This is a genomic window from Asanoa sp. NPDC049475 (assembly GCF_040676915.1).
Classification (GTDB): domain Bacteria; phylum Actinomycetota; class Actinomycetes; order Mycobacteriales; family Micromonosporaceae; genus Asanoa.
Genome location: NZ_JBFAPY010000005.1, coordinates 250,183 through 276,439, shown reverse-complemented (window position 1 = coordinate 276,439; position 26,257 = coordinate 250,183). Strand labels below are relative to the sequence as shown.

29 protein-coding genes and 2 pseudogenes are annotated in these 26,257 nt (G+C 70.2%); 5 read left to right on the top strand and 26 right to left on the bottom strand.

The window, feature by feature from the left end; translation table 11 throughout:
- Nucleotides 1–385 precede the first annotated feature (385 nt).
- Nucleotides 386–1,459 carry a TerC family protein gene (locus AB0J88_RS21300; RefSeq protein WP_364353747.1) on the bottom strand — a complete coding sequence of 358 codons (1,074 nt, stop codon included), beginning with the start codon at nucleotides 1,457–1,459 and terminating at the stop codon, nucleotides 386–388.
- A gap of 296 nt (nucleotides 1,460–1,755) precedes the next feature.
- Between AB0J88_RS21300 and AB0J88_RS21295 the strand changes: the two genes are divergently transcribed.
- Nucleotides 1,756–2,076 carry a MarR family transcriptional regulator gene (locus AB0J88_RS21295; protein ID WP_364353744.1) on the top strand — a complete coding sequence of 107 codons (321 nt, stop codon included), beginning with the start codon at nucleotides 1,756–1,758 and terminating at the stop codon, nucleotides 2,074–2,076.
- Between the two features lie 190 nt (nucleotides 2,077–2,266).
- Entirely contained in the window at nucleotides 2,267–3,136 is an 870-nt protein-coding gene (locus tag AB0J88_RS21290) for a universal stress protein (RefSeq protein WP_364353741.1), read from the top strand.
- Between the two features lie 172 nt (nucleotides 3,137–3,308).
- Here AB0J88_RS21290 and AB0J88_RS21285 read toward each other — a convergent pair whose 3' ends face one another.
- The 12 genes and pseudogenes from AB0J88_RS21285 to AB0J88_RS21230 form a co-directional block, all read right to left on the bottom strand.
- Complete coding sequence (locus AB0J88_RS21285) at nucleotides 3,309–3,467, bottom strand: hypothetical protein (protein WP_364353938.1); 159 nt, start codon at nucleotides 3,465–3,467, stop codon at nucleotides 3,309–3,311.
- A gap of 137 nt (nucleotides 3,468–3,604) precedes the next feature.
- Nucleotides 3,605–3,943, bottom strand: a pseudogene (locus AB0J88_RS21280) (NADH-quinone oxidoreductase subunit L); the annotation flags it as partial.
- Nucleotides 3,933–4,028, bottom strand: a pseudogene (locus tag AB0J88_RS21275) (hypothetical protein); the annotation flags it as partial. The pseudogenes AB0J88_RS21280 and AB0J88_RS21275, both read right to left, overlap by 11 nt.
- Before the next feature lie 430 nt (nucleotides 4,029–4,458).
- Nucleotides 4,459–5,358, bottom strand: a complete 900-nt coding sequence (locus tag AB0J88_RS21270) for a universal stress protein (RefSeq protein ID WP_364353738.1) — start codon at nucleotides 5,356–5,358, stop codon at nucleotides 4,459–4,461.
- Between the two features lie 157 nt (nucleotides 5,359–5,515).
- Nucleotides 5,516–6,970: a phosphoribosyltransferase gene (locus tag AB0J88_RS21265; protein ID WP_364353735.1), complete on the bottom strand. Its 1,455-nt coding sequence runs from the start codon at nucleotides 6,968–6,970 to the stop codon at nucleotides 5,516–5,518.
- A gap of 230 nt (nucleotides 6,971–7,200) precedes the next feature.
- Nucleotides 7,201–7,485: a hypothetical protein gene (locus AB0J88_RS21260; protein WP_364353732.1), complete on the bottom strand. Its 285-nt coding sequence runs from the start codon at nucleotides 7,483–7,485 to the stop codon at nucleotides 7,201–7,203.
- A gap of 5 nt (nucleotides 7,486–7,490) precedes the next feature.
- A complete protein-coding gene (locus tag AB0J88_RS21255; protein WP_364353729.1) occupies nucleotides 7,491–7,928 on the bottom strand; it encodes a hypothetical protein in 438 nt (145 codons plus the stop codon).
- 376 nt (nucleotides 7,929–8,304) lie between these two features.
- Nucleotides 8,305–9,036 carry a CBS domain-containing protein gene (locus tag AB0J88_RS21250; RefSeq protein ID WP_364353726.1) on the bottom strand — a complete coding sequence of 244 codons (732 nt, stop codon included), beginning with the start codon at nucleotides 9,034–9,036 and terminating at the stop codon, nucleotides 8,305–8,307.
- A gap of 14 nt (nucleotides 9,037–9,050) precedes the next feature.
- A complete protein-coding gene (locus AB0J88_RS21245) occupies nucleotides 9,051–9,419 on the bottom strand; it encodes an Hsp20/alpha crystallin family protein (protein ID WP_364353723.1) in 369 nt (122 codons plus the stop codon).
- The gene (locus AB0J88_RS21240) at nucleotides 9,416–9,637 is read right to left on the bottom strand and encodes an SHOCT domain-containing protein (RefSeq protein WP_364353720.1); all 222 of its coding nucleotides are present in this window, start codon (nucleotides 9,635–9,637) and stop codon (nucleotides 9,416–9,418) included. Before AB0J88_RS21240 ends, AB0J88_RS21245 begins: the two co-directional genes overlap by 4 nt.
- A 39-nt stretch (nucleotides 9,638–9,676) precedes the next feature.
- Nucleotides 9,677–10,354, bottom strand: a complete 678-nt coding sequence (locus AB0J88_RS21235; protein WP_364353717.1) for a CBS domain-containing protein — start codon at nucleotides 10,352–10,354, stop codon at nucleotides 9,677–9,679.
- A 23-nt stretch (nucleotides 10,355–10,377) separates the two neighbouring features.
- Entirely contained in the window at nucleotides 10,378–10,662 is a 285-nt protein-coding gene (locus tag AB0J88_RS21230; RefSeq protein WP_364353714.1) for a DUF1876 domain-containing protein, read from the bottom strand.
- Between the two features lie 931 nt (nucleotides 10,663–11,593).
- Here AB0J88_RS21230 and AB0J88_RS21225 point away from each other — a divergent pair.
- Complete coding sequence (locus AB0J88_RS21225; RefSeq protein WP_364353711.1) at nucleotides 11,594–12,262, top strand: phosphoribosyltransferase family protein; 669 nt, start codon at nucleotides 11,594–11,596, stop codon at nucleotides 12,260–12,262.
- 63 nt (nucleotides 12,263–12,325) lie between these two features.
- Here AB0J88_RS21225 and AB0J88_RS21220 read toward each other — a convergent pair whose 3' ends face one another.
- The 11 genes from AB0J88_RS21220 to AB0J88_RS21170 all read right to left on the bottom strand — a co-directional run bounded on the left by AB0J88_RS21220 (nucleotide 12,326) and on the right by AB0J88_RS21170 (nucleotide 21,002).
- On the bottom strand, nucleotides 12,326–13,015 hold the full coding sequence (locus AB0J88_RS21220; protein WP_364353923.1) for a CBS domain-containing protein: 690 nt from the start codon (nucleotides 13,013–13,015) through the stop codon (nucleotides 12,326–12,328).
- Nucleotides 13,016–13,038: 23 nt separating this feature from the next.
- The gene (locus AB0J88_RS21215; protein WP_364353708.1) at nucleotides 13,039–13,341 is read right to left on the bottom strand and encodes a 2TM domain-containing protein; all 303 of its coding nucleotides are present in this window, start codon (nucleotides 13,339–13,341) and stop codon (nucleotides 13,039–13,041) included.
- 153 nt (nucleotides 13,342–13,494) lie between these two features.
- On the bottom strand, nucleotides 13,495–13,935 hold the full coding sequence (locus tag AB0J88_RS21210; RefSeq protein ID WP_364353705.1) for an Hsp20/alpha crystallin family protein: 441 nt from the start codon (nucleotides 13,933–13,935) through the stop codon (nucleotides 13,495–13,497).
- A 155-nt stretch (nucleotides 13,936–14,090) separates the two neighbouring features.
- Nucleotides 14,091–14,918, bottom strand: coding sequence for a universal stress protein (locus tag AB0J88_RS21205; RefSeq protein ID WP_364353702.1), 828 nt, complete (start codon nucleotides 14,916–14,918; stop codon nucleotides 14,091–14,093).
- Nucleotides 14,919–15,075: 157 nt separating this feature from the next.
- A complete protein-coding gene (locus AB0J88_RS21200; RefSeq protein ID WP_364353699.1) occupies nucleotides 15,076–15,588 on the bottom strand; it encodes a DsrE/DsrF/DrsH-like family protein in 513 nt (170 codons plus the stop codon).
- A 14-nt stretch (nucleotides 15,589–15,602) separates the two neighbouring features.
- Entirely contained in the window at nucleotides 15,603–15,926 is a 324-nt protein-coding gene (locus tag AB0J88_RS21195; protein WP_364353696.1) for a hypothetical protein, read from the bottom strand.
- Between the two features lie 113 nt (nucleotides 15,927–16,039).
- Nucleotides 16,040–17,671 carry an ABC transporter permease gene (locus tag AB0J88_RS21190; protein WP_364353693.1) on the bottom strand — a complete coding sequence of 544 codons (1,632 nt, stop codon included), beginning with the start codon at nucleotides 17,669–17,671 and terminating at the stop codon, nucleotides 16,040–16,042.
- On the bottom strand, nucleotides 17,661–18,581 hold the full coding sequence (locus tag AB0J88_RS21185; RefSeq protein WP_364353690.1) for an ABC transporter ATP-binding protein: 921 nt from the start codon (nucleotides 18,579–18,581) through the stop codon (nucleotides 17,661–17,663). Before AB0J88_RS21185 ends, AB0J88_RS21190 begins: the two co-directional genes overlap by 11 nt.
- Nucleotides 18,582–18,676: 95 nt before the next feature.
- On the bottom strand, nucleotides 18,677–18,874 hold the full coding sequence (locus AB0J88_RS21180) for a DUF1918 domain-containing protein (protein WP_364353687.1): 198 nt from the start codon (nucleotides 18,872–18,874) through the stop codon (nucleotides 18,677–18,679).
- Entirely contained in the window at nucleotides 18,871–19,770 is a 900-nt protein-coding gene (locus AB0J88_RS21175; RefSeq protein ID WP_364353684.1) for a universal stress protein, read from the bottom strand. Before AB0J88_RS21175 ends, AB0J88_RS21180 begins: the two co-directional genes overlap by 4 nt.
- A gap of 245 nt (nucleotides 19,771–20,015) precedes the next feature.
- Entirely contained in the window at nucleotides 20,016–21,002 is a 987-nt protein-coding gene (locus AB0J88_RS21170; RefSeq protein ID WP_364353681.1) for a nitroreductase family protein, read from the bottom strand.
- A gap of 197 nt (nucleotides 21,003–21,199) precedes the next feature.
- Here AB0J88_RS21170 and AB0J88_RS21165 point away from each other — a divergent pair, with 197 nt between their 5' ends.
- Both AB0J88_RS21165 and AB0J88_RS21160 read left to right on the top strand, forming a co-directional pair.
- Nucleotides 21,200–21,793 (top strand): hypothetical protein, encoded by a 594-nt coding sequence (locus AB0J88_RS21165; RefSeq protein WP_364353678.1) that lies wholly within the window; start codon nucleotides 21,200–21,202, stop codon nucleotides 21,791–21,793.
- 108 nt (nucleotides 21,794–21,901) lie between these two features.
- A complete protein-coding gene (locus AB0J88_RS21160) occupies nucleotides 21,902–24,697 on the top strand; it encodes a cation-transporting P-type ATPase (RefSeq protein ID WP_364353675.1) in 2,796 nt (931 codons plus the stop codon).
- A gap of 34 nt (nucleotides 24,698–24,731) precedes the next feature.
- Here AB0J88_RS21160 and AB0J88_RS21155 read toward each other — a convergent pair whose 3' ends face one another.
- Nucleotides 24,732–25,184, bottom strand: coding sequence for an OsmC family protein (locus AB0J88_RS21155; RefSeq protein WP_364353672.1), 453 nt, complete (start codon nucleotides 25,182–25,184; stop codon nucleotides 24,732–24,734).
- A 36-nt stretch (nucleotides 25,185–25,220) separates the two neighbouring features.
- Complete coding sequence (locus AB0J88_RS21150) at nucleotides 25,221–26,090, bottom strand: universal stress protein (protein WP_364353669.1); 870 nt, start codon at nucleotides 26,088–26,090, stop codon at nucleotides 25,221–25,223.
- Nucleotides 26,091–26,257 lie beyond the last annotated feature (167 nt).

The window sequence follows — 26,257 nt, the reverse complement described above, 5'->3', positions numbered from 1 at the left end:
TCCCCCCGATGGCGCCAAGGGTCGTCCGGCCTTGACGCCGAGCCCTGCGGCTGAACGTAGCAGGCCCTTGATCCACCACGGGCCAGATCCGCCCATCTCATCCGAGCAGTTCGGGCCGGGGCCCGCGGTCCGCCGTCGGCATTGCCCGAGGAGCGTCATGCCTGCGATGACCCTCCGAGGGCGACGGCCGGCAGGGGCCGGGACCACAAACTCCCCGGTCTCGCCGGAGCGTGGGGTCCAGACCGGAGCGCTGCCGTCTCGCCGTGCACGGTTGGGACCTTGCGGCCTGGGGTGACAGGGTCAGCGCCCCTGAAGCCGAAGCGCTCGGGCGGACAGGCTCCTGGCTGTGGATGCTCTCGACCTCGCGCGCGGTGGCAGTTCGGCGTCACCACCGTCGATCACTTCCTGTTCGTGCCCGGTTCTCGGCGCTCGTGGTGGGGCTGAGCCGGGCACCTTCCTGTCCACCGTCAGCGGCGCGGTGCGCAACCCTGGCGTCCACGAGACCGGCTACGGTGCCGTCCTCGGCGACCTGGTCGCCACGTGTGGCGTCGCGCGTGCTGCGCAGGCTCCACACGATCGACACCGTGATCGTCACGACGATGACGCCAAGGGTGAGCGGAATGGGAAGCTTGCCGACGGCAGTTTCGGACAGGATCAGCTTGACGCCGGCGAAGCCGAGGAGCACGGCGAGGCCGTAGTGCAGGTGCACGAATCGGCGTAGCAGCCCGGCGAGGCAGAAGTAGAGGCTCCGCAGGCCGAGGACGGCGAACGCGTTGGCGGTCCAGACGATGAACGTGCTGGTGGTGATCGCCAGGACCGCCGCCACGGAGTCGATGGCGAAGATCAGGTCGGTAGCCTCGACCGCGATGAGGACGACGAACAGCAGGGTGGCCACGCGTTTGCCGCCGACGCGGGTGAAGAACTTGTCGCCGTGGAAGTCGGCGTCGACGGGAACGATACGGCGGACGAGGCGGACGACGAGGTTGCGGTCCGGTGGAGTCTGCTGGTCGTGCCGGAACGCCATTTTGTAGCCGGTGTAGATCAGGAAAGCGCCGAACGCGTAGGCGGTCCAGAAGAAGGTCTCCAGGAGCTCCGCGCCGACGAAGATGAAGACCAGCCGGAACAGCAGCGCGCCGATGACTCCCCAGAACAGCACCTTGTGTTGCACCGACGCGGGCACGGCGAAGTACGTGAAGATCAGCGCGAACACGAAGACGTTGTCGATCGACAGGGCCTTCTCGATGAGATAACCGGCGTAGTAGGTGCCGGCGATGTCGCCGCCCTGCCCCATCCACAGGATGACACCGAACAGCAGACCGGCAGCGATCCAGACTCCGGACCAGATCGCGGCCTCACGGAAGCCGATGACGTGATTGTCGCGGTGCAGGAACAGATCAACTGCGAGCATCGCCGCGATCGCGAGCAACACGAGGGCCCAGACCCACCAGGAGACAGACAAGGGATCACCCTTCGTCCAGCCGAGCCCGCGGCGGCGGGCCGGCGCTGTCGGACGAAGGTCTCCCCGGCCACCGGATCGGCGACCGCGCCGCCGAGGCCCGGATAGGCCGGGCCCGTACTGACGGCGGCGCGTTGATCGTCGGGTACTCCCCCTCGAACTATGTACAACTATTCACGAAGCATGCTTCGTATGTCAAGTGAGCCCGGCGGATAAGTGCGAGACTGTATTCGTGTCTTGGTGTGCGTAGATTGAGGGCGGCGGCATGCACCAGGTTCGACCGCAGGGATGGTGATCACGTGTCTCCGACACCTCAGGGCACATCTGCACCGGCAGTCAAAGGATGGACGTTCCTGACCAACCACGCCCACGTGCTGCTGGCGATCGCCCGCGACCCCACCGCCCGGCTGCGCGATGTCGCTGACGGCGTCGGCATCACCGAACGCGCCGCGCAGGCGATCGTCGCCGACCTTGAAACCGCCGGCTACCTGCAGCGCGAACGCATCGGGCGCCGCAACCAGTACACCGTCAACCCCAGCGGCCGCTTCCGACACCCCGCGGAAGCCGACCGCAGCATCGGTGAGCTGCTCAACCTGTTCATCAGGACACCATCGACCTGATCGTGAGTTCAAGCAGCTCGGACCCGGTTCAGGCTCATGCCCGAGGCGGTCGGACAGCGCTGCGGTTGGGCTCTCGACCCGTCTGGCAGGGCCGAGCGGCACGCGGATGGCGGGACCGATGGCCCTGAACGGCTTCTCCGCGGCGCGGTTGGCTTGACGGCAGGCAGGAGCAGCTTGAGGAGGCACGACCATGGATGTCCGTCCGATCGTTGTCGGTTACGACGCCTCATCCGATGCCCGGGCCGCGTTGCGATGGGCGCTCGACGAGGCCGCTCGTGAGTCACTCCAGGTCAAGCTCGTACATGCCTTCGACTGGTACGTCGGCCCGAGCTTGTTCGCACCAGGGCCGAGCAGGTGGCCTGACACGGAGGCCCGCGCCGACATCAAGGCCATGCTCGCCTACGCCGCCGCCGATGCTCGCACGTCCCATCCCGACGTTGCGGTGAGCACTGAAGTTATGGATGGTCCCGCGCAGGTTTGTCTTCGGGACGCCTCGATCGAAGCCGCGATGGTCGTGGTCGGCTGTCGTGGCAGCGGAGGATTCGCGGAGTTGCTGATCGGTTCGACCGCGGTGTCTGTCTCCGCTCGCGCGCACTGCCCGGTGGTCATCGTGCACGCCGGGGCCGGTGAGCCCACTGGCGACGTCGTCGTCGGCGTCGACGGGTCCCCGTGCGCCAAAGTCGCGCTGGAGTTCGCGTTCGCGAAGGCCGCGACCTACCGGGCGCCGTTGCGAGTCATTGAGGCGTGGGCACCACCGTCGACCCGGTTCGTGCCGCAGGGACTGGATCTGGAGACCATCGCACGGAGCATCCACGTCGAGCTCGATGACCTGGTCGCTGACTGGAAAGCCAAGTTTCCCGAGGTGCCAGTCTCGACGGAGGTGCCGTTGGGTAGTGCCGCGGGCTCCCTGGTGGCGGCAAGTGCCGACGCCAGGCTGATCGTGGTGGGCAGCCGCGGTCGCGGCAACGTGAGCGGCACAGTCCTTGGATCGGTGGGGCAGGAACTCATCCGCCATGCGCGCTGCCCGGTGGCCATCGTGCGTGAGGCGGCGATGGGCTGATTCCGCCCGCTCAGCGTGGGACCTCGACACTATGCATCCGCCGTCGGCTACCTGAACGCGGCCGGCGACGACACCGCAGGCGCATTGGACAGAATTTCGGCCGCCAGGCGGGTCGCCCGCGACCAGCGTTCCTTGTCGACACCCGCAGCTGGCTCCTCCGCGAACCCCGTCGTCAGCACACCGCAGCGGTCACGACGTCAACGCGTCCGCTCAGCTCCGCGAGCAGCCGCTGCGGTGTCGGCTGATCGTCGGCGCCGGACCCGTCCGCCGTCTCGCTCGAGTCGGTGCCGCCGCCGATGAGCCCGCGAAGGGACGCGGGCAGTTGGGCCACTCTCTCATCGAGTTGCCCGGGCGAGAAGCGTCCGCGCAGCGGCCACAGCGGGTGTCGCGGCGGTCGAACCAGACGTAAGCGCCGCGATGCTCACCCGTCCCGCCTCTCCCCTCCGTAGTGGGGTATGGCGGGCGGGGACGAACATCGCCGCGTAACCCCGCCAAGGCGTGCATCAGCGCGGTCTCCTCACCGGCGACGTAGGACCCGGCGCCCTCCACGACCTCCACGTCGGAGGTGACGCCCGAACCGTGGATATCCCGGCCCAGATGCCCCGCATCCCGAGCCGCGAGCACCGCCGCCCGCATCCCGCTGACGGCCGCCGGGTACTCCGAACGGACCAGGACCAGCCCGTGGCGCGCCCGGACCGCGAACGCGGCCAACGCCAGGCCCTCCAGGACGCGGTGCGGGTCCTGCTCCATCAGCAGTCGATCGCAGTACGACCCGGGGGTCGCCCTCGTCGCCGTTGGCGACCACATAGCGTGGCCCGGGTTGCCGGCTCGCCATCGACCACTTCTCAGCCACCGCGAAGCCGGACCCACCCCGTCCCCGCAAACCCGACATCGCGATCTCACCGATCAACTCCCCCGGCGAGCTGGACGCCAACACCCCGGCCAGACCTGCCACGCGCCCTCAGCACCGAGCAAGCCCGCCAGGACGACCGGCGGGTCCACCATGCTCTGATACGGAATCGGCGGTGGCGGCTCGCCGATGGCGACGATCGCCCCACTTCCGTGAGGAGGCGGTTCCGGTCACCGTGGCGACCGGCCAGCTCAGCCCGTCGGCCAGCCGCACCAGGTCGTCGGCACTGACGGCGCCACGCGATGACCGGACCTCGCGAAGCTGGTCCAGCACTGAGGTGCCCGGTCGCTGCAACCGCTGCTGAAGGGCGACGAATACCTCCAACGGCTCGACCATCCGACTTCCCTACGTCATATCTGCCCGGACCTGATCACGCTACGTCGCAGCCGGGACCCGGGGCTCTGAACAGCGATTACTCGTGCGAAGGAGAATCCGTGTGGCTGTGGATGACCGCGACCGGGCTGTGGGCGCAGTGCACCAGGGCCTGGCTCACCGAGCCGAGCAGCAGCCCGGTCATGCCGCCGCGACCGCGGGAACCAACTACGACCAGGGACGCGTGGCGGGAGGCGTCGACGAAAACGGCCTCGGCGTTGTCGGCTGGGCGGACGCGGAATCGAAGTGCCGTGTCCTCGAGGAAGAGGACCGGTCTGGTCTCTCGACGAATATCGAGCTGCGGATACGTGGCAACCGACGGCCGGAGCGCCGCGGAGAGGAACGCCTCCGGACCGGCTGATCCTTCGCCCGTGTCCCGATAGACGTGGATTGCCTGCAACGAGACGTGGCGCTCGGCCGCCTCTTCGCACGCGAACGCCAACGCCAACGCGGATTCGGGTGACCCGTCTACGCCAACGACGATCGGCGCGTCCACCGCGTTCGTCTCACTCGGACGGAAAACGACCACCGGGCTGTGCGCGTACGCGACGACCTGTGCGGCAACCGACCCGAGCAGCAGTTCAGGGAAGCCGCCGAGGCCGCGGTGCCCGAGGACGACGACGTCGGCTGTACGAGATTGCTCGATCAAGGCCAGCTGGCCGCTCTCCGCAGCTTGCGCGGTGTGGAGCTCGATGTCCGGGTACTCCCCCTTGACGATGGCGGCCACCTCGTCCATCAGCGCCTGGCTGTCGGCCCTCGGTTCGGTTGGCAGCGCCGGCGCGAACGGCGCGAAGCCCAGCGATGCGTACCCCGTCGGGTAGAGGAAGCCATGCGTCAGGGTGAGCGAGTCTCGGCGTCGTCGCGCCATCGCCGCCGCGTAGCGCGCGGCACCCAAGCTTTCTTCGGAGCCGTCGACGCCGACGGCTACGGTCTTTCGCATAGGATCGTGCCCCCGTGAATGCCCGATTGCCGGCACCCCGACATCTTTCAGCCAACGTCAATCCAGGCGCCCCGGGTAGGGCCGATCGGCCCTAATCGGGCGGCGACCGCGGACGCCTCCCGCAGGCACGCAGCGGCGTCGGTGGCACCTGGCAGGGTCAAACGGTGCTGGTCGGCTGGTGGTCCAGATAGCGGGTGAACCAGTCTCTTGCGTGACAGGCGGCGGTGGTCAGAGTGCCGGGCTCTTCGAAGAGGTGCGTCGCGCCGGGTACGACGACGATGTCGTTGGCACACCTCAGTTCGGCTTGTGCGGCTTGGTTGAGGGCGAGGACCGCGGTGTCCAGGCCACCGACGATGAGGAGCGTGGGAGCGGAGACGGCGCGTAGCCGTGGCCCTGCCAGGTCCGGACGGCCGCCGCGGGAGACGATCGCGGCCACGTCGGCGTGGGGCTCGGCCGCTGCCCACAACGCGGCGCCAGCGCCGGTGCTCGCGCCGAAGAACCCGGTGCCCAGCTTGTGGCCCCAGGGCTGATCACGCACCCAGGCGGTGACGTCGCTGAGTCGGCCGGCAAGCAACGCGATGTCGAACACGTTGACCCGCGCGCGGGCCTCCTCAGGCGTGAGCAGGTCGAACAGCAGGGTGCCCAGGCCCGCGTGGTTCAGGGTGGAGGCTACGTACCGGTTGCGTGGACTATGGCGGCTGCTGCCGCTGCCGTGGACGAACACCACGAGCCCACGCGCGCCCGTGGGCACCGTCAGATGCCCGGTCAGGTGCAAGCTCCGGAGCTCGATCGCCACCTCCTCGTCGCGGTCAGCAACATCGCTTCGACCTGACGGCGCGCTCGGCGTCCGGTACGGCGCGCGCGCAAGCAGTTCGCGAACCTCGTCGTCAACCGTGGGCGAGAAGTCCTTGTACCACTGGCCGACGGAGGAGATGAAGTCTGGCGCGTGGACGCAGACCACGTCGTCAGCGTCGCGGCGCAGCGTCGCGACGACATCGGCCGGTGCCACCGGGACCGCGAGGACAACCCGACTGGCGCCGCGGGCGCGGGCCACCTCGCAGGCAGCGCGCGCGGTAGAACCGGTCGCGATCCCATCATCGACGATGATCGCCGTGCGTCCGGTCAAGTCGATCGGAGCCCACTCCCCGCGCAGCTTGTTCGCACGCTTCGTGAGAGCCGCGCGCTCGGCCGCTTCAACGATCGCCAACTCTTCGGCGTCGACACGCGCGTGGCGGATCACATCCTCGTGCAGGACGCGCACGCCTCCTTCGCCGAGAGCACCCATCGCGAGTTCCGGCTGAGCGGGAACGCCCAGCTTGCGAACGACGATCACGTCCAGCGGCGCGCGTAGCAGCTCGGCGACCCGAGATGCCACCGGCACACCTCCTCGTGGGAGGCCCAATACCACGACATCACGGCCAAGCAGATGGGACAGCATGGAAGCTAGCTGCCCACCGGCGTCGCCGCGGTCTTCGAAAACCTGAGGTCCGAACGTCACCGGGTCCTCCTTTCCGTGCGGCGCTTCTGGTAGAAAGCCCTTCCAGGCATCGACGACCTCGTGGGCGTCTCGATGTCGCCGCCCGCCGTCCTCCCAGCAAATGGCGATCTCCACCGCGTCGTGTAGGGCCGATCGGCCCTAATGGCTGTGCTGGTTGGTCACAGCGCCAGCACAAAGATGGAGATGGGTTCGGTATCCTGCGTGCCGGTGCCAACTCACACCGCAGCGGGAACAGCCGTCGCGAGGGTCAGCACGACGCTGGCGGCGTTCGAGGCCAGCGGGCCCCAGGGTGGTCCGGACGGCGACGTAGCCGCCCACGGCGACGGCCCAAGGACCGTTGACGGTCAGGCGATCGAGTCGTCCTCGGGCGGAACGGTGAGAGGGCGGCGGACCTCGTCGCGCGCGGCCAGGCTCTCCATCGCGCGGATGTACTGGCGTTGCGTGATCTCACTCGTCGCGAGCTGCGCGACCAACGCGCCTTCCAGGGTCTCCGGAACCGTCGTGGCGGAGCCGGCGTCGCGGGTTGCCTTCGCGGGCTGGCCGCTCTTCGGCGGCGACTTCGCCGCCGGCCGTATCGCGTACGCATATGCGGCGATCGACACCATGACCAGGAACAGGACGAGCAGCATCGATGTCACCTTCCCCGAAGCGTCGATCGTCCACGGGCCGCTGCGGCGCGCCGACCGTCAGGAGCGCGGTACATCACGTCCTCCCGGCGGACCGCGCGCGCGGCCGGTCGGGGCAGAGCCAGGTGCCGGACGGTGCCGGCCGCCCAGAGGAGCACGATGTCGCTGACGAGCATGGCGAGCAGGACCTCGCTGCCGGTCAACAGCGCGCCGGTCGCGGCGAGCATCGCCACCGTCGCGAGCATGCTCTCGACGAGAAGGCCGCGGTCCATGGAGCCCGAGTCTCCTACCCGGAACAGGTCGCCGCCGGCGAAGCCCTCGGCCAGTCCCAACGCGAAGACGCACGCCGCGACGACATGCACGTCGGATAGCGCCGCCATGTCGACTCCCCGGACGAAGGCGACGTAGTAGGCCACCGCCAAAGCCGTCAGGGCCGTAGCTCTCACGTCTCGCTGCGTCAGTCGCATCGCTCCGCCCTCCTGGTGCTCGTCTTCCTCCATCAGACGCCGGTCCGAGTTCCATCGACAGGGCCGTAGGTCACCGCCGGCTGGGAGCTTGGACCTCGCCTGGACGCGTGGATGGGAGTGCCCGCTCCAGCACGCGCAGCAACGGGCACCCCGTCGGGGCCGGGCGAGGAGTCGAACCTCGCATGTAGGCGCGGGGACATCCCTCGGACCGCCCCACCCTGTTCGGGCAGTTGCCGTATGTCTACCAGCCCATGTCTCCCGTCCAGGATGTCTGCTGACGTTTGCTGGCGACAGGAGCGGGCGGCCCAGTTTGCCGGGCCGTACGGCAGGAGTCCAAAGCCCCGGTCCGAGGCGACTACCGGTCCGGGACGTCGGGCCGCAGGCTCGACCGGGTGGGGACGCGGTCGTCGTAGGCGTACCCGTGCGTGCGCGGACGCCGAAGGTCGTCGTGTTCCCACGTCAGCCGGTCGACGACGTCGACGACCCCGGCCACCTCACGGGTCAACGCGACCGCGAGGCGGGCGACGCTGCGACTCTCCAGTTTGCCGGTCTCGGTCACGACGCCATCGATGACGTCGACCTCGACGGAGAGCGGGTCCACGCAGAGGTCACGGCGCAGGACGTTGTCCACGATGTCGACGCGGATGTCCGCGTCCGGGCGGGTGTGCAACCGAAGCAGGTCACGCCGAGACACGATGCCCAGGAGCCTGCCCTGGACGTCCACGACCGGCATCCGCTTGACGCGACGCGCCTCCAACCGGCGAGCGGCGTCGGTGATCCGGTCCGCGGGGCCGACCGTCACCGCGGGCGCGGTCATCAGCTCGGCGGCTGTGCCGCCGTCGGCTTTCGCCGCCGACAACCGCGCCTGCCAACCGGCACGTGGCGATCGGCGCGCGGCCGCCCTCTCCAGTTCGTGCAAAAGGTCCGCCTCGGAGACCACACCGAGCACCCGACCGAGCTCGTCGACGACAGGCACGGCGCTGACCGCGCGGTCGACAACGAGATCGACGATCTGCCGGTACGTGGCCTGCGGCGGCACCGCCACGACGTCACGGGTCATGACGTCCGCCACCGTCCATTGTCTCATCCCAACGGCCTCCCTCAGCTCTTCGCTCGTCTCTCCGGTCTCACAGCCGTGAAGATCGGCACCTGGAACGCCGAACGGCGGGGCTCGGGCGCTCCGCGGTCGGCGGTCACCTCCAGCAGGCCGTCGGCGTAGCGGGCCGTCATCGTGCCGCAACGCACGTCCCACGGAACGGCGACGACGCGTACGCGGCGCCCGTACCAAAGCTCGCTCTGGCCGCGGGCGGCGGTTGTCGGCGGATCGCGCGTCGCGTCGAGTCGCAACTCGCTTCCGTCGCACGTCACCCGCAGGTCGTGGACCGGGTCGATGCCCGGCAGCTCGGCCAGGAGTCGAAAGCGGTCCGGATAGACCGCCTCCTCGACCAGGATCGTCCGAGCGTCCATCATCGCCTCGGGTGCTCGGGCCGCAGAAGCTCCACGAGACGTCGGTAGTCGTCCTCGCTGATCTCACCGCGAGCGAGCCGGTCAGCGAGGACGCGACGGGCGCTGGTGTCCTCGTCGCCACCAGGTTTGGGCCGGAGCAACGCGACGACCACAGCCAGCACGGTGATGATCATCAAGCCGAGCACGTACAGATATCCGAACCCGAGTCCGTGACCGGGCATCTCCTTCACCTTCCTACGAAGATCGGGACGACCCGCCCGTCAGAGGAGGCCGGTTGGGTTGCCCAGTCCGGGCTTCAGGTAGGCCGGGTTGAGGTCGTCGAACTCGAAGGTCAGCCCGTCGTCCACGCGCACGACTCCGCTGACCTGGGCGGCGAGGTGGGCCGAGATCTGCGCCGAGCTGTGCCGGTCCAGGCGTCCCGACAAGGAGACGACGCCGTCGGTGACGGTGACGTCCACTGTGTGCTCATCGATGTTCAGCACACGCTTGAAGACACCGTCGAGGACGTCGCGCCGGATGTCGTCGTCGGGGCGAAGGTGAACCTTGAGGAGGTCGCCACGGGAAACGATGCCGACCAGCCGGCCGAGGTGGTCTGTGACCGGCAAGCGCTTGATGCGCTGGCGATGCATGATCCTCGCCGCTTCCACCAGCGTGGTCGAGACGGAGGTCGTCACCGCTGGCGTGGTCATCAGGTCGCCCGCGTCGGTCGCGTCGGCCTTGACGCGGGCATCGTGCCGACGCCGGCTCTCGAAGACGCGACGCTCGTGAGGCTCACCGATCAACTCGATCTTGTGAAGAAGGTCGGCCTCGGAGATGACCCCGATCACGCCACGATGCTTGTCCACCACCGGCACCGCGCTGACGCGTCGCGTGGCCATCAGATCGACCACCTGCCGGTACGTAGCATCGTCGCCGACCGCCGCGACGTCCTTCGTCATGACGTCGCCCACCTGCCACGCTCTCATCGCCGTCCTCCCTCGAGTGCCCCGGGCCTGTGCGCCATCTGCTGGATGTCGCCGGCCGCCGCCTCGAGCAGTTGGTGCGCGAGGTCGGACAGGGCTCGCGCGGCGGCGAGCTCGTCGCCGATTTCCGGGACCTCGCCGTCCGCCGGGTTCCGGCGAGCCTGCCCCCGCCCGCGCAGGTCAGTGGCGTCCGAGGTGTGCAACCGCGCCTCGGCGTTCGTCAGCCGTTCGTCGTCGTGCTCGGTGATGTCGATGGCCACCGTCCACGTCTTGATGCGCGTCACGCTGATCCCTCCTCGTTCTCTCTCCGTCAGCCTCCAACGAGTCGCTCGGCCGTGGCAGAGGCCAAAGTCCCGCCCGGTGCCGACACCCGGCCGGTACGGCGGACAGCGGCGCTTGTTGCGCGAAGGTCCATCGGCATTCCGGGTCGGGACCATCGGCTCTCCCCGGACGTAACCGCGCGTGGGATGTTGGTACGAGCGGACGCCCGCCCGATGTCCACCCGGGACGAGACAGGGCGTTCCGGTCGCACGGCCGCCCGCGCGAGGGAGGTCGTCCCCATGTCGCCGATACTGGGCAGATGCCACTCGGCCGCGGTCGCTGCGGCGATTCTCGCGTTCGCCGCGATTCCGGGCACCGCATCCGCCACCGACTCGGTGCGGGCCTGGCGGATCACCGGCAAGACCGACATGGGGACACCCGCGGGCGCTCTTCCTTCCACCATCGGCAACGACGTCGTGCTTCCGCTGGACGTGTTCCAATCCACGCCGGCCTGGCGGTCCGAACAGCTCGTGCTGCGCCTGACCGCCGTGGGTGCGCCGGTCCGGTTGCACCTACGTGGCGCGGCCTGGGGAGACCCGCCGGTGACCGAGTATCGGGCCGGCCCGGACGGCGCCTTCTACCAGCTTCGGACCTCTCGCACGACAGGGGTCAGCATCCGGTACGGACTCCTCTCGGGCGCGGCACCCTCGCCGTCGAGCGCGTCGTCTCCGCCGGCGACCGCCACGCCGGGCGGTCCCGCGGCGAGCCCGGTCGCCACCCCTCCCGCCGAACCTACGGTTCCAGCGGTACCGGCGGCGGCGGCCGGCCCACACGCGACACGAGAGGCCGACCGACGACACCCGGCCGACGGTGGACATCGGGTAGAGGTCGTGAGACCGCGGCTCCAGGCAAGGGGCGCTGCGATATCTGCCCGCGGAAGGAAGTGACGGTTTGATGGCCTTCGAGGATCGCGCCGACGCGGGGCGCCGGCTCGCCAGCCGGCTCACCCACCTACGTGGTTGCGACGCGGTCGTGCTCGGAGTGGTCCGCGGTGGCGTTCCGGTGGCATTCGAGGTGGCCCGGGCGCTGGGCATGCCGTTGGATGTCGTCGTCACCGGGCGGGTTCGGGATCCGTTCGGTTCCTGTGTCACCCTCGGCGCCGTGGCCGAAGGCGGAGTCGCGGTGTTCGACGACACGGCGCTCCGATGTGCCGGCATCGCGGAAGGCGACCTCCTCGATCTCACGGCAGGTCTCGATGCGGAGATCGACCGGCGCGCACGGGCCATCCGCTCCGGCCGGGCACCGGTCACGTGCACTCGGCGAACGGTGCTGCTGGTCGACGACGGCATGGCGACGGGCGTCTCGGGGCGGGCCGCCGCCCGGGTGGCCCGTGCCCGCGGCGCACAGCGCGTGGTGTTCGCCGTGCCGGTCGCGGCCTCCGACGCCGTGGCCAGCCTCGATGGCGAAATCGACGAGACCGTCTATGTCGACATCGTGCCGTGGGTGCCGGCTATCAGCCGTTGGTACCGGGACTACCCGCCCACGACCGACGACGAGGTCGCGGACATCCTCCGCCGGGCCGGCATCCGGTCGCCCTACCGCGCACCGAGACCGGCGGCGTGACGGGACCACACACCTGGGTGCGACGGCCGGTTCGGCCGTCGCACCCGTCTGTGTGCTCGCACGTCAGTTCGCGGAAGGCCGCATCAGGTGCTCGGGTGTTCCGAACGAGTAGCCCGGAGAGTGGACCACACGTGAGTCGTCCTGATCCCAGGTGAGCCGGTCGACCACCTCGACCACGCCCGCGACCTTGGATACGAGGTTGCCTACCAGGCCTGCCAGACTGCGACTCTCGACCCTGCCCGTCAGCGACACGACTCCGTCGCTCACGTCGACCTCGACCGTCGCGGGGTCGATCCACAGGGTGCGGAGCAAAACGAAGTTAGCGATCTCGGAACGGATGTCCGCATCCGTACGGGTGTGTATCCACAGCAGGTCACGGCGTGACACGATGCCGACGAGACGGCGTTGCGCATCCACGACCGGCATCCGCTTGATGCGTTCGGACTCCAGCCGCCGAGCCGCCGCGACGATCGAGGCCCCGGGCTCGATGACCACTGCCGGTGCGGTCATCAGGTCCGCCGCGACGGCGCCGTTCGACGGCGCGACCGCGCGTCGCCGGCCCGCGAAGAGTCTGCGGTGTTGCTCGTCACCGACCGCCTCCACCTTGTGGAGAAGGTCAGCCTCCGACACCACCCCGACGACGCGGCCGGCGGAGTCGACGACAGGTGCCGCGCTCACGCCGCTGTCCACGAGCGCGTTGACCACCTCGCGATATGAGGCGTCGGGAGCGACTGATACGACATCTCGCGTCATGACGTCCTGGACGGTCCACTGTCTCATTCCTGGTCCCCTCTCCACCGCCGCGACAACCGCCGCATCTCCCGCTCGATTTGCTGGTCGGTCGGCGCCGGAGCGTAGACGTCCCAGATGTTGAAGACGAGGCCGATTCCCCAGCCGAGCATCGGGAAGAGCGGCCAGTAGAAACCGCCGGGCATGATGAGCACCCACAGAGCGTTCAGCAGCAGGTTCACCATCACGTAGGCGAGAATGTGCGCCTGCAGCCCACGTTTCTTGCGGAGCTGGTTGACGGCCGCCTCCCGCAGCTCGGCGTCAGGGCGCGGCGTCACGTTGGTCGACATCGGATCCTCCTCTCGACCACCTCCAGCCTGGCGCGAGGGAGGGTCACCCGGGAAGCGTCGTTAGGCCCCTCGTCGAGGGCCGGAAGTCGCTTGTCCGCGCGTCTACACGCGACGGCGCCCGACCGCGAAGGTCAGGCGCCGGAACTCACGTGGTCAGCTCTTCTTGGCGACCGCCGGCTTGCCGTTGCCGACGACGACCGGGATCTCGCGAGTCTTCGGCGGTGTCTCTCCGACGAGGACCCGCACCTCGAGGATGCCGGCCTCGTAGGTCGCCGTGACCTTGTCTCCGCGCGTCCCCGCGGGCAGCGGGATGTGCCGGTAGAGCGAGCCGTAGTGGAACTCGGAGTGCACGACCTTGCCTTCCTCGGTCCGCTGCTCCTGCTTGCGTTCCACCTTGATGCTCAAGCCGCCGTCCACCACCGTCACGTGGATGTCCTTCTTCGGGTCCACGCCTGGCAGCTCCGCCCGGACCACGTAGTCGTCGGCGTCGAGAAACTCCTCGATGCGGATGGGCTGTCCGGTCAGCGGCAGCCAGGTGAGCGTCGGCCACTCCATTGGGAACAGGCTGCGCGCCCGCAACGTCGCGGTACTCATCCTGACCCCTCCTCTCGTCGATGTTCCACGTCCAGACCACCACGACGACCTGGCGTGCGGGCAGAGGAGAAAGTCATCTGCCGCCGCCGAAGTGCCCTGCCCCGCCGGCCTTCCCGTCAAGAGCCGAAGTGGGCAGGGGCGGGTGGTCGGCTCGCCTACCGCGTAGGGATGACGGCGACCGGGCAGCCGGCACGGTGCGTCAGGATCTGGGCCAGCGAGAGGCTCGAGCGCTGCCCAGCCCGCACGGCGGTGCCGACCACTACGAGCCGGGCCGAGCGCGAGGCGGCTGTGACGGCCATGGGCACGTCCAGGCCATGGCGCACTGCCCTGCGCACAGGCACCTCCGGGTACTTCTCGGACCAGATCCGAAGTGCGTCGGCCAGAGCGCGGTCCGCGGCGTCGCGTCCTTCCGCGAAGCGCCGGCGCGACGGGTCGCGGTCGCGATGTGCCGTGCCCGGCCACACGGTGATGGCCAGCAACGGTGCACCCCACATCGCCGCCTCCGTGAACGCGAACTCGAGAAGGACGTCGTCGCCGGGTTCGCCGCCCACCGCGACCAGCACCGGACGATGGGGCGAGCCGGTGGCCTCCACCCGGCGGTGCAGGATCACCGGGACGCCCGCCCGACCGATGACGCGGTGGGCGATCGACTCGCGCCGCACGCGTCCCTGGGCGCAGCCACTGTTGTGACCGACGACGAGCAGGCTGCTTCCGCGCGACCGCGCGAGCAGCAGCGCGTCCGGGTCGCCGGCACCGACGACGGCGGACGAGGACACCTCAGGACAGGTGGATCGCGCACGTGACAGCGCGAGCGTGGTCACCCGGGCGCCGGACTCCGCGGTCTCGCCCTCCTCCACCGCGTGGACGACCACGACCGGCGACGTGCGCGCGTTGGCTTCCGCCAGCGCGAGCTCCAGGGCGGCGGACCCTGCCGGCGACCCGTCCACCCCTACCACCACGGGACCCATCGGCTCGATCGGCATCGCGCACCTCCGCTTCTTCCTCAGCATCGATCCGCGCCCGCGCCGGCCGGCAGAGGCGTCGCGCCCGATCTGAGGGACCTTCGGCCCGGGAGGTAAGCACAGGAGAACGAGCCGTCCCCGGGCCGCCGCGCCGGACCGGGGACGGCAGGTGGCCGCGTCAGATGAACAGCAGCTGGGCGCCGTCGGTCTTCTCGATGAAGTCCGCCGCGCTGATGATGCCCTCCACCTGATCGCTGAGGTCCGCTTCGTGGAGGTGCATCATGTCGGCCGACATCCGGCACGCCCACAGGTGTCCGCCGGAGGCGACGATCTGGTCCAGGAACTCGGGAACGTCGGGCACACCGACCTCGGCGATCTGCCTCTTCATCATGCGTGTGGCGAACGCCGTCATCCCTGGCAGACCGCCGAGACCCTGAGGTAGGTGGGTCGCGGTGTTGCCGATCGTGGTGAACTTGAGGTCGTGCATCCGGGACTTTGTGATCATGTCGAAGCCCCAGAAGGTGAAGAACAAGTGGGTCTCCACGCCTTCACCCAGTGCGGCATTGGCGAGGACCAGACCTGGGTACGCCATGTCGAAGTTGCCCTTGGAACAGATGATGGCGAGCTTCCGACCGATGGTCGCGTCGTCGTCGAAGTTCGGCACGATGCTCGGCGTGGTGATGCTGGTCATGACGGTTCGCTCCTTCACACGCAGCCGTGCGGCTTGGGCAGGCCGGCGACGTGGATGCTGTGGCACCACTCGCCGCCGTCCAGGAGGCCGGGCGTCTGGTCGGGCCGCGGTTCCACGCCGGTCGCGATCACGAGATAGTCGTACGGAAAGGTACGGCCGCTGGCCAGCGACACGACGTTGGCGTCAGGGTCGACCCGCTCCACGTCGCCGTAGTCGAGGTGCACGCCACGCGGAATGAACCGGTCCCGTGGCCGCACGATGTCACCCTCGTCGTAGCTGCCGAACGGCAGGAACAGGTATCCCGGTTGGTAGTGGTGTGTGTCCGAGCGGTCGATCACCGGCGCCCCAGGGCCGAACGTCCCCGTCGGCTGTGCCTGTCGACTTTTCAGGCCATGACGGGACCACAATGGACGGAGGTGCACGCGGGAAATCCGGTGACGAGGCGGACGACTCAATCAGCGACCCAGTGGATGCGGCGGGCGAGCAGGAGCCCGCCCGCGGTCCACGCGAGCAGGACGAGGACGTCGACCGTGGGAAAGCCACCGCCGGCGGTGAACGCCGTCGCCATCGCGTGGGCCGCGTGCTCGAGTGGCAGCAGGCTCGCCGTCACCTCGAGAACGTCCGGCATCGCGGCGCCGACGACGAAGACGTCGGAGATGAAGCTCAACGACAACAACGACCCGAGCGTCACCGCGATGACCGTCTGGACCCGCCGCGCCATCGCGAGCACCGCGAACCCGAGCGCCGCGAAGCACGACCCAGCGACCATGAACACCAGAGTCAGCGTGGGCAGGCGCGTCAGATCGACCCTCACCCCGAAGCCGGCGACGGCAACCGTGGACAGCGCAAGGGCCGTGGCCGCCGGTGCGGCGAGACCGACGACCACACGTCCGGTGACGTAGGCCCAGAAAGCCATCGGGGTCGCCGCGAGGCGGGCGAGGGCCCGTCGCTCCCGTGCCTGGGCGATGCCGGAGGGGATGACCGAATAGACGGTCACCGCCAGGCCGTAGGTGGCCATACCCGGAAGCAACGCGGCCGCGGCCGCCGTGCGCGCGGCGCCCGGCGGCGCGGTGAGCACCGGGAAGAGTGCGAGCAGGATGACCGGGAAGATGAGCGCGAAGAACACCGCGCTGCCGTCGCGGCGCAGGCCGCGCCACGCGTAGCCGACCTGAGCTCCCAGTGTCGCCGGCAGGGACGGGTGGCCGGTCACCTCCCGGTGCAGAGCGGCCGGCCGGCGAGAGGCCGCGACGGCGGGTCGAGGTGCCGGGTGGTTGGGGGATTCCCACGAGAACCGGCGCACGGCGACGACGCCTCCGGCGACACCCCAGGCGGCCAGCACGAGTAGGCTGCCCGAGCGGAAGCCGCTGCCGGGCGCGGTCAGGTTGGTCGCGTCGAACATCGCGGCCGCGAAGTGCCGCAGCGGAAGCACCCATCCGAGCCTGTCGAAGCTCTCGGGCATGCGTGCGCCGACCAGGAACACGTCGGAGACGAACGCCAGCGTGATCAGCAAGCCGTTGGTGAGCGCTTGGACGGCGGTCGCGCCCGGCACCAGCGAGACGACCGCCAAGCCGAGAGCGGCGAAGGCGGCCACCCCGACCACGAGCGTGACCACGGCGGCCGGAAGGCCGCGCCACGCCACGTCGACGCCGTAGCAGGCCACTCCGACCGCGAAAACCAACACGGCCGCACCGACCGCGATCACCGTCGAGGTGCCGAGCCGACCGGCCAGCAGGGTCCATGGCGCCACCGGTGCCGCTCGCAGCCGCTTGAACACGCCATTCTCGCGCAGGCGCGCCGTCTCGGCGGCGAGCAGGCAGAACGCGGCCTGAGCCGCTCCGAAGACGGCGAGTGCCGGCGTCAGGGACTGAGCCAGCGAGACTCCGTCACGGCTCGCGACGACCTCGTTGCCGAAGAGGCCGGCGAGGAGGACGAGAAAGACCACGGGCAGACCGACGGTGAAGAAGGCCGCGACCGGGCTGCGAACGAACGACCGCAGCCCGTGAAACGTGAGCAGCGTGACCGCCGCGACAGAGCGGGGCCGGGTTCGTGTGCGGTGACCCCGACGCGCGACGTCAGTGAACATCGGCCTGCTCCCCGACCAACCGCAGGTAGACGTCCTCGAGGTTGGGCCGCCGCACGGTCAGGCAGGCCAGGTCGAGCCCCCGCCGCACCGCCCAACCGGTCAGCTCGTGGAGGTCACGAACCGGCGACGCGGTCACGAGCTGGAGCCACCCGTTGGCCACCGACGGAGTCTCGCTCAGCAGCGGCAGTCCGCTGATCGACACCCCGGCGGGCACCCGGCAGCGGACCACGCTCGCCGGCGCCGCACCGCTGTCGCCGACGCCGAGCTCGTCCGGCCGGCCCAGCGCGATCAGCCGTCCCGAGCGCATCACCGCGAGGCGGTCCGCGAGACGCTCGGCCTCCTCGATGTAGTGGGTGGTCAACAGGATCGTTGTTCCCGCATGGCGCAGACCCTCGACGAGAGTCCACGCGCGGTGCCGCGCGCCCGGATCGAACCCGGTGGTCGGCTCGTCCAGGAACAGCAGGTCAGGAGCGCCGACGACGCCGAGTGCGAGGTCCAGCCGGCGGCGCTGGCCGCCCGATAGCCCCTTGACCCTGGCCGTCCGTTTGTCCGCCAGGCCGACGAGGTCGATCACCTCGTCCACCCCGTAGTGTCGCGGGAACAGCCTCTGCTGCAGGCTCACCAGCTCGCGAACCGTGAACTCCTCCTCGAATCCGGCGCTCTGCAGGACCACCCCGATGCGCTCGCGGTGACGCCGTCCGCCCTTTGCCGGATCGACGCCGAGGACGCGCACGGTTCCGGCTGTCCGGTCCCGGTAGCCCTCGAGAATCTCGAGGGTGGTGGTCTTGCCCGCGCCGTTGGGCCCGAGCAGGGCGAATATCTCACCCGCCTCCACGCTGAAGGAGACGTCGTCGACGGCACGAACCTCGCCGAAGGTCTTGCACAGGCGTTCCACGACGATGGCGGACATGCCTCAAGCAAACGCCCGAACAGGCTGAGGCCGTCAGTGCCATCTGTCCCATGTCGAAGGACGTAGTGCCTCGCCGCCTGGGTCGGGAGGTGCCGTCAGTGGGCGGACGGTTCCTCGATCCGTGAATCCGGACCAGGAAACACCAGCGCCTCGTGCCCGTTGTCGAGCCAGCGCACGACGTACGGTGGGCTGCCGTCATCGTGTTTGAGGGCGAGGACGACGCCGCACCGGCGGCGGTCTCCGACGTGTGTGCCTTCCAGGATGAGGCGGTCGCCGACCTTGGCTTTCATCATCTCGTCCCTTCGTTGTCGTTAGCCCCCGGCGCACGGACGACGAGCACCGGGCAGTGTGCGTGGTGCAGCAGCTGACGGGTCACCGAGCCCAGCCGGCTCCCACGGAATCCGCCGCGCCCGCGCGAACCGACGACGACGAGCTGGGCACCGCGCGACGCTTCGACGAGCGCCCGCGCCGCGCCGGTCTCCGGTGCCCGCATGCTGACCGAGACCGTCGCGCGCCGGCTGTCCCGCAGAGCGTCGGCCAGCAACGTGCGTTCCGCGGTCTCGAGCTCCTCCACGGCGTCCTCGTTGCGCGGCCGGCCAAGGCTGTGCCACGGCTGCGGCGGCTGCCAGGCCCGGACGGCCACGAGCTCGGCGCCGCGCCTCTCCGCTTCGGCGAAGGCCGCGGACACGGCCCCGCGCGCCTCGGGCGACTCGTCGACCCCGACGACCACCGGCCCGGAGGCGTACGACCCGGCCACACCGCGGCGGACGACCGCGACCGGGCCGGCGGCGTGCGTGGCCAAGGCCGCAGCGACCGACCCGAGGAGCAGGTCGGCGAACCCACCGCGGCCACGGTTGCCCACGACGACCAGTTGAACTCCCGTGGAAAGCTCCGCGAGCATCGTCGCCGGCGGCCCTTCGACCACCAGCCCGGTGATCGGAACGTCCGGGTTCGCGGCTCCGAGCACCGACACCGTCCGGTCGAGTGCCTGCTCGGTGTCACGGTAGGCCGGCGTACGCGGCCAGTTGTCCGCTCGCGGCGTGGCCGGTCCGACGCGCACGGGCCACTCGACGACCTCGACGAGGCGGACGCCGCACGTCCATCGTCGCGCCTCGTCGATCGCCCACTCGACGGCGGCCTCGGCGGCCGGCGAACCGTCGTATCCGACGAGAATCCTGTCCGTCTCCATGCTCATCACGCCGTGAAGCCGTCAGCGGCGACCACCGCACCATTGACGAGCTCGCCTGACCACGACCGTTCCACCTGCCAACCGCCGTCCATCGTTTCGCTCCCTCGCCGCTCGGTCCCGTTTCGAGCGTCGTCGCGCCCGCGTCCCGGCCGGTACCGGCATTGGTCACGTCAGGATGGGACCAGTGGCGGCAATGAGTGACACGAAGAGAGCAGTGTGTTTCGAGTGACGCACGAGGGGGCGGCTCACGACAGCAAGACCTCGTCGAGCGGGCGGCGCGGAGTGGGGCGCATCCGGGTGGCCGGGTATCCGACGCGGAGCACGCTCTGCAGGGTCAGACCGTTCGCCTGATCGCCCAGCAAGGACCGCAGGTGCGGCACCTCGACCACCTGGCTGAGCGGCGTGGCGGCCAGGCCGCGCACCGTCGCCGTCAACAGGACCCGTTCGAGGGCCATCCCGGCGCGCAGCCAGTCGGCCGGCGCGTCGCCGCCGGTGAGGATCAGCAGCGCGGTCGGCTCGTGTTCGAACTGGACGGTGGCCGTCGGAGCGCCGTTTCCGACGCTGAAGTCGCGCAGTGGGATCGCCTCGTTCTTGTCGCGCGGGCCGAACGCCTCACGCGGAACGCCGTCACGTCTGCCGATGCCGCCCGGAGTCGTCCACGCGGCCAGCTCCGCCTGGTACCCGTGGTCGGCGCGCAGCAGGGTGTCCGCCGTCCGCACGAGGGACCACACCGAGGACCGGAGGGCTCCGTCGGCGACGAGGACCGTGACCCCCTCACGGTCGCCGGCGACCGCCAGATCGGCCAGCACAGCGGGCGGGACAGGCCGGTTCCGGTACGGCCGGCGATTGGTGTGCCTGCGCGGAATGGCACCGGCGAGCGCGACGGCCGCCGGCGTGGAGGTCCGCGCCCGGCCCATCCTCACCCGCGCGGCGAGCTCCGGGTGGTCGGCGTCGGGAAGCACGACGACCTCCGGGTGCCGGCCGTGAGCCCGGACGGCGACCCGCAGGTTGAACACCGCTGCCCCGACGCTGAGGTGCAGCTCTCGACCGTCCGGGTCGACGTTGTCGAGGCGGCGCGCTTTGTCGACCAGCACCTCCACCAGGTCCTCCGCGACCCGGAACAGCCACGGTTGGGTGTTGTGGATGGAGGGTGCCGCGGCCGCCGCCGCGAGACATTCTCGCAAGACCGGCCCCGGCCCGCCGTCGGCATCGAACCAGAGTTCGTCGTTCATGGCGTCAGGGTCATCCCGACCTTCGATGCGGCGCCACCGCCACCCGACCCGCTTCGGGTGCCGAAGGTCCTGACGGCGCTTCTTCGCGCCGTATGGTGACCACTGCCGGATTTCCGAGTCGAAAGTCTCTGTCCGGTCACCATGCGGCGGAGAAGGGTTGGAGACGACCCAGCCATCCCCTGCTAGGGGTCGAGGACATGAAGCGTCTCGTCGCGGCCTTGGCGGCCGCCGCCCTGCTCACTCTCGCCGCCTGCGCTGACGACACCGGCACGGGAACGCCGCCGCCGTCCACCGCCGCACCGTCGCGTACCTCCGCACCGCCGCTCCCGCCGCCGAGCGTCGCGGCGAGTCAACGAAGTGGTGGATGGGTGACCGGCCCACTCACGGTCCGCCACGACGTGGCTGTCCCGCCCGTTCCGGTCGTCGTGCGCATCAGGCACGCTCAGCACCCCGCCGACGGGTACGACCGGATCGTGTTCGACGTCTCCGGCGCGCTGCCCGGCTACGACGTGCGCTATGTGGCCCGACCCATCGGGGACGCCACCGGCGAACCTGTGTCGATGCCGGGACGGCGCTTCCTCCAGATCCGGCTCATGCCGGCGGACGCGCACGACCAGTCCGGCGCCTCGGCCGTCCCACGGTCGCGGACGCTCGGCTACCCGATGCTCGAGGCGTACGCCGTAACCGGCGATTTCGAGGCCGTCGTCACGATCGTCCTAGGGCTCGACGACGTGGTGGCGTTCCGGGTGGGCGAGCTACCCAGCCGGATCTACGTCGACGTGGCGGCCTGAACCCCATCCACTGCGGTGAGCCGGGGGTCATGCCGGGCCGGGACCTTCGACCCTGACCGCCACCACGCCGCCGAGCGACGGTTGTCGAAGGGCGAGGGAGGCAACGCGATGGGACGGTCCACGCGAGCGACAGGCCCGCAGGGGCGCCGGAGGGCGACGAACCCGCCGCCCGCCGTCGCCGAGCTGGCCGAGCGCGAAGCCCGTGGACCGGTCGACGCGCTCGTTCGGCAGCTACGCTCCTCCCCCGACGGGCTCTCCCAGCGCGACGCGGCTCGCCGTCTTGTGAGCTACGGCGCGAACGAGCTCGTCCGTCGGAGACGGCGGGGACTGCTGCGTCCGCTGGTCGGTCAGTTGACACACCCGCTCGCGCTGCTGCTCTGGGTGGCCGCCGGGTTGTCGCTCGTCGCCGGGACGCCTGCCCTGTCCATCGCGATCGTCGTCGTCATCGTGGTCAACGCCGTGTTCGCGCTCGTCCAGGAGAGCCAGGCCGAACGCGCGGTCGAAGCGCTCTCGTCGTATCTCCCCGCCACCGCGAGCGTCATACGAGACGGTCGGCGCCAATCGGTGGACGCGCGCGAGCTCGTGCCGGGCGATGTGATGATCGTCGAGGAGGGCGACCGGATCAGCGCGGACGCCCGGATCCTGGAGGGCTCGCTCGAGGTCGACCTGTCGACCCTCAACGGCGAGTCGCTGCCCGCGGCGCGGGGCGCCGACCTCCACGACCCCGGCGGCTCCCTGTTCGACGCGCCGGACCTGCTCTTCAGCGGCAGCTCGTGCACTGGCGGAGATGCCCGTGCCCTGGTCTTCGCCACCGGAATGCACACCGAGCTCGGCCGCATCGCCGCTCTGTCCCAGCGCACCGGTCCCGACGAGAGCCCCCTTGAGCGGCAGGTCCGGCGGGTCGCGTGGCTGATCGCTCTGGTCGCGGTGGCGGTCGGCATCGCGTTCCTGCCGCTGGGTGCGCTGGCGGCCGGGCTGTCGTGGGCGGCCGCTTTCACGTTCGCGATCGGACTGCTGGTCGCGAACGTCCCGGAAGGGCTGCTGCCGACGATCACCCTCGCCCTTGCTGTCGGTGTGCGCGACCTGGCGCGCCGCGGTGCGGTCGTGAAACGCCTCAGCGCGGTCGAGACGCTGGGCTCGACGACCGTCATCTGCACCGACAAGACAGGCACACTCACGATCAACCAGATGCGGGTCATACGGATCTGGACGACCGAGGGCACGACGGAGCTGTCGGAGGCCCGATCGCCGAAGCCGCCATCCGCACAGCTGCTGGACGCGGCACGGGTCATGGGCCTGTCCACCACCGCCGTCTTCGACCCGGACCGGCCGGACGAGACGGCGGGCGACCCGACCGAGGTGGCGTTGCTGCGCGCCGCCGACCTGCTGGGCGGCCGCGTCGACGCGGCCAGCCGGGATCGTCACCGGCTTCGCATGTTCCATTTCGAGCCGGCGTTGCGCCGCATGTCGACGATCGACGACATCGACGGTGTCCCCTGGGTCCACACCAAAGGTGCCCCCGAAGAAGTCCTGCCACTGTGCGACCGGATCGCCGGGCCAGGAGGCGACCGCCCCATCGTCGAGGCGGACCACGCGGACCTGTCCGATGTGGTCCGTGGGTACGCCGAGCAGGGCCTGCGGGTGCTGGCCGTCGCCCGGCGCCGGCTGGATGTCGGGCTCCCGCTGCCGGACCGCAGGCCGGACGCCGAACGGACGCTCGAGCTGGTCGCGATCGTCGCGATGTTCGACCCGCCCCGGCCGGAGGTCGCCCAGGCCGTCGAGCGCTGCCACACCGCGGGCATCCGCCTGATCGTCGTGACCGGAGACAACGGGTTGACGGCCAAGGAGATCGCCCGCCGGGTCGGCATCGGCCGCGCCGGCGCGCGCGTAGTCACTGGCGGCGAGCTCGACGCCATGCCGGAAGCCGCGCTCGACGAGCTGCTCGACACCGAACGAGAGATCATCTTCGCGCGTAGCTCGCCCGAGGCGAAGCTGCGCATCGCCGACGCCTTACGCGAGCGCGGCAATGTCGTCGCCATGACCGGAGACGGGGTCAACGACGCCCCGGCGTTGCGCCGAGCCGACATCGGGGTCGCGATGGGTGTCACGGGCACCGACGTCGCGCGCGAGGCCGCCACGATGGTGCTCACCGACGACAATTTCGCCACCATCGTCGCCGCCGTGCGGGCGGGCCGTCGCGTCTACGACAACGTTCGCAAGTTCATCCTCTACATCTTCGCCCACGCGACCCCGGAAGTCGTTCCGTTCCTGGTGTTCGCCCTCTCCGGAGGGCAGGTGCCGCTCCCGCTCACCGTCCTGCAGATCCTTGCCATCGATCTCGGCACGGAGACCCTGCCCGCGCTGGCCCTGGGCCGCGAACCGGCCGAGCCGGGTCTGATGGACCGACCGCCGCGGCCACGCCGGCAGTCGGTCATCGACCGGCGGATGCTCCTTCGCGCATGGCTGCTGCTCGGCGGTGTCTCGGCGGTCCTCGTCATGGCGGGCTACTTCTTCGCGCTGCAGGCCGGAGGCTGGTCGCTGGGCGCGGACACGGGCGTCGGCAGCCCATTGCACCACACCTGGCAACAGGCGACGACGATGACCTTCCTCGGCATCGTCTCGTGCCAGATCGGCGTGGCGTTCGCCGCCCGCACCGATCGTGCCTCCCTCCGGACTGTCGGTCTGACCACCAACCGCCTGCTTCTCTATGGAGTCGCGTTCGAGGTCCTGGTCGCCGCCGCGGTGGTCGGGATCCCGGTCCTCCAGGACCTCTTCGGCACCGCTGTGCCCAGCTGGCCACAGCTCGCCCTCCTGGCCGTCTTCCCGGTCATCGTCTGGGGTGCCGACGAGCTGTGGCGCGCGATCCGTAGGCGGCGCAGCGCGAGTGCCGGCCTGGCGATGTGAACGCCGTCCCTGGCGTCCAGGGCTCGTCTCAGGCTCAGGACCCGCCGTCGCCGCAGACCACCTCGATCGTCACCGAGGGCGGCTGGACAAGGGTGTTGTGCACCGTGCAACGCGACACGACCGCGTTCAACGCGTGACGTCGCTGCGGCGGAAGCCCGGCCGGTGCCTGAACCGCCAGGCGCACCGCCGCCACCCGAGCGGGACGGTCGGTCGCCATCTCGTACTCGACTGCGACACCCAACCCGTCCCGGCTCACTCCGTGGCGGGTGAGGTACCGGCCCGCATAGAAGGCGACGCAACTCGCCAACGACGCGACGAAGAGCTCCGTCGGCGTCGGGGCCAAGTCCGCTCCACCGGAGTCGGTCGGCTGGTCGACCCTCAGCCGGTGGCCCCGCACGGTGATCTCGTACGAGTCTCCCGCCACAAGGGCGACGTCCATCCGCTGGGTCTCTTCCGCGCCGCTGCGCGCCAGGCCGGTGCGCTCCATGCTGTTCACCTCCGGGTGACGGGTCCTCCGCCAGGACTACTCCGTCCGATCAGGACGCACCGGAACGGCAGCGGGAACGACCAGGACAGGCCGGTAGGCGTGGTGCAACGTAGCCATGGCCACACTGCCCAGGAGGATCTCCTTGACTGCCGATCGCCCACGCGAGCCCACCGCCAGTGCCGCCGCGGCCTCGCTTCGGGCGGTGCCGGCGAGCGCCCTCGCGACTGTCCGACCGGCGCCGCCATCGCCCGGCACGTGCAGACGAGTCACCGCCCTGTCGCCGACCTGCGACGGGATCGTCGAGGAGTCGCCGTCGACGGTGACGAGTGTCAGCACACGGGACGGGAAGAGTCGCGCCGCGGTCTCCAGCGCCGTCCGTGCACCGGGCGAGCCGTCGAAGCCGACCAGCACCGGGCCGTTCTCGAGCGCGGCCCACTCGGCGATGAGCAGCGGGTGCGGGACCACGAGGACAGGCCGTGGCGAGTAGTGGACGACCATGTCGGAGACGCTGCCGAGAATCGCTTGCGCACCCCCGAGCCCCCGGGAGCCGACCAGCACGAGGTCGGGGTCGATCTTCTCGGCGAGCTCGGTGAGCAACAGCCCCTCCCCGCCGTAGCTGCGCACCACCAGAGGCTCCGCGTCCCACCCGGCGGCGCCGGCGAGGGTGACTCCGACGGCCGCCGTTCGTTCGGCTTCCCGCTGGCCTTCGCGCTCCACCGCCTCGACGAACTCGTTGGCGTGGCTGGTGCCGCTCCAGAGGCGCTGCCGCAGGCTGGTGCTCGCGAACGGTGGGATCCACAGATGTGCGATCGACGCCTGGGCCCGCGGAAAGAGGCGGGCGCCGACCTCGATCGCGGCGCTAGCCGCTGGGGAGCCGTCATATCCCACGAGTACCCGGATCGGCATAGCCGCCTCCTCGACGTCACGCGGTGGAGATCCACCCGGCGTGCCCCTTTGAGACAAGCATGGCTCGCGCGAACCGTTCGCGTCCGGGGCTTTGGACCGTTCCTGACGTGCCGTTGGTCCCGGACGGCTGACCCTGGTCGAGCTTTACCCCTGCCGCGGTGCCGGCG

What these genes read in the sequence shown, in the direction of transcription:
- AB0J88_RS21290 (WP_364353741.1), top strand. Translation starts at nt 2,267, where the DNA reads ATGGATGTCCGTCCGATCGTTGTCGGTTACGACGCCTCATCCGATGCC.
- AB0J88_RS21270 (WP_364353738.1), bottom strand. Translation starts at nt 5,358, where the DNA reads ATGCGAAAGACCGTAGCCGTCGGCGTCGACGGCTCCGAAGAAAGCTTG.
- AB0J88_RS21260 (WP_364353732.1), bottom strand. Translation starts at nt 7,485, where the DNA reads ATGCTGCTCGTCCTGTTCCTGGTCATGGTGTCGATCGCCGCATATGCG.
- AB0J88_RS21250 (WP_364353726.1), bottom strand. Translation starts at nt 9,036, where the DNA reads ATGAGACAATGGACGGTGGCGGACGTCATGACCCGTGACGTCGTGGCG.
- AB0J88_RS21245 (WP_364353723.1), bottom strand. Translation starts at nt 9,419, where the DNA reads ATGATGGACGCTCGGACGATCCTGGTCGAGGAGGCGGTCTATCCGGAC.
- AB0J88_RS21240 (WP_364353720.1), bottom strand. Translation starts at nt 9,637, where the DNA reads ATGCCCGGTCACGGACTCGGGTTCGGATATCTGTACGTGCTCGGCTTG.
- AB0J88_RS21235 (WP_364353717.1), bottom strand. Translation starts at nt 10,354, where the DNA reads ATGACGAAGGACGTCGCGGCGGTCGGCGACGATGCTACGTACCGGCAG.
- AB0J88_RS21225 (WP_364353711.1), top strand. Translation starts at nt 11,594, where the DNA reads ATGGCCTTCGAGGATCGCGCCGACGCGGGGCGCCGGCTCGCCAGCCGG.
- AB0J88_RS21220 (WP_364353923.1), bottom strand. Translation starts at nt 13,015, where the DNA reads ATGACGCGAGATGTCGTATCAGTCGCTCCCGACGCCTCATATCGCGAG.
- AB0J88_RS21215 (WP_364353708.1), bottom strand. Translation starts at nt 13,341, where the DNA reads ATGTCGACCAACGTGACGCCGCGCCCTGACGCCGAGCTGCGGGAGGCG.
- AB0J88_RS21210 (WP_364353705.1), bottom strand. Translation starts at nt 13,935, where the DNA reads ATGAGTACCGCGACGTTGCGGGCGCGCAGCCTGTTCCCAATGGAGTGG.
- AB0J88_RS21205 (WP_364353702.1), bottom strand. Translation starts at nt 14,918, where the DNA reads ATGCCGATCGAGCCGATGGGTCCCGTGGTGGTAGGGGTGGACGGGTCG.
- AB0J88_RS21200 (WP_364353699.1), bottom strand. Translation starts at nt 15,588, where the DNA reads ATGACCAGCATCACCACGCCGAGCATCGTGCCGAACTTCGACGACGAC.
- AB0J88_RS21190 (WP_364353693.1), bottom strand. Translation starts at nt 17,671, where the DNA reads ATGTTCACTGACGTCGCGCGTCGGGGTCACCGCACACGAACCCGGCCC.
- AB0J88_RS21185 (WP_364353690.1), bottom strand. Translation starts at nt 18,581, where the DNA reads ATGTCCGCCATCGTCGTGGAACGCCTGTGCAAGACCTTCGGCGAGGTT.
- AB0J88_RS21180 (WP_364353687.1), bottom strand. Translation starts at nt 18,874, where the DNA reads ATGATGAAAGCCAAGGTCGGCGACCGCCTCATCCTGGAAGGCACACAC.
- AB0J88_RS21175 (WP_364353684.1), bottom strand. Translation starts at nt 19,770, where the DNA reads ATGGAGACGGACAGGATTCTCGTCGGATACGACGGTTCGCCGGCCGCC.
- AB0J88_RS21170 (WP_364353681.1), bottom strand. Translation starts at nt 21,002, where the DNA reads ATGAACGACGAACTCTGGTTCGATGCCGACGGCGGGCCGGGGCCGGTC.
- AB0J88_RS21165 (WP_364353678.1), top strand. Translation starts at nt 21,200, where the DNA reads ATGAAGCGTCTCGTCGCGGCCTTGGCGGCCGCCGCCCTGCTCACTCTC.
- AB0J88_RS21160 (WP_364353675.1), top strand. Translation starts at nt 21,902, where the DNA reads ATGGGACGGTCCACGCGAGCGACAGGCCCGCAGGGGCGCCGGAGGGCG.
- AB0J88_RS21155 (WP_364353672.1), bottom strand. Translation starts at nt 25,184, where the DNA reads ATGGAGCGCACCGGCCTGGCGCGCAGCGGCGCGGAAGAGACCCAGCGG.
- AB0J88_RS21150 (WP_364353669.1), bottom strand. Translation starts at nt 26,090, where the DNA reads ATGCCGATCCGGGTACTCGTGGGATATGACGGCTCCCCAGCGGCTAGC.